The sequence below is a fragment of the Pseudomonas sp. EL_65y_Pfl2_R96 genome, from assembly GCF_963970905.1.
Lineage (GTDB): Bacteria > Pseudomonadota > Gammaproteobacteria > Pseudomonadales > Pseudomonadaceae > Aquipseudomonas.
Genome location: NZ_CAXAQH010000221.1, coordinates 1 through 528 on the forward strand (window position 1 = coordinate 1; position 528 = coordinate 528).

Below are 528 nucleotides of genomic sequence, written 5' to 3' on the forward strand. Positions count from 1 at the left end.
GCCAGGCGTGCGCGCCGGGGGCGGCGGTTACCGTCGGCGCTCATTGGACGACGCTCGCCGCAGGCGGCGTGGCGCAGGCTGAGCACAGATCGGGCTCGGACCAGAAACACGCCCAGCCGAGCGCGTCCATGCAGGCATCGCCATCACTGCACGCGCAAATGCGGCACAGGATCGGCGCGGGAAGATCCGCGCCCTGGGCGATCGCTTCGAGCTGGGCGAGCACGGTCAAATCAAAGCGATAGGCGAGCCGCAGCGCGACGATGGTGGTGAAGGTGGCGGGCGTGGCGTCGGCTTCGATCAGCTCGAGCCATTCGCCGCGCAGATGCTCGGACGTCTGCGGCTCGGTCGAGAGGCGCGCGGCGACATCGGCGATGCTGAGCCCGGCGCGCTGGCGGCAGCGCTTTAGGTACGCGCCGGGGGTGATGGTGCCGGTCATGATGACAGGCCGTCGGTCAGGACGCTGGTCGCCGCAGCGCCGGTGAGCCGTGCCGACACAGGCTCGACGATCGTCATCTCGATGACGGGGTC

Annotated in this window: 1 protein-coding gene; it reads right to left on the reverse strand. The window is 70.1% G+C overall.

All coding sequences use genetic code 11. The annotated features are described in order from the left end of the window. Positions 1–40: 40 nt before the first annotated feature. Positions 41–436, reverse strand: coding sequence for a helix-turn-helix domain-containing protein (locus AACY49_RS30315; RefSeq protein ID WP_339527946.1), 396 nt, complete (start codon positions 434–436; stop codon positions 41–43). Between the last annotated feature and the right edge of the window lie 92 nt (positions 437–528).

Coding starts and splice junctions, on each gene's coding strand:
- AACY49_RS30315 (WP_339527946.1), bottom strand. CDS start 436: ATGACCGGCACCATCACCCCCGGCGCGTACCTAAAGCGCTGCCGCCAG.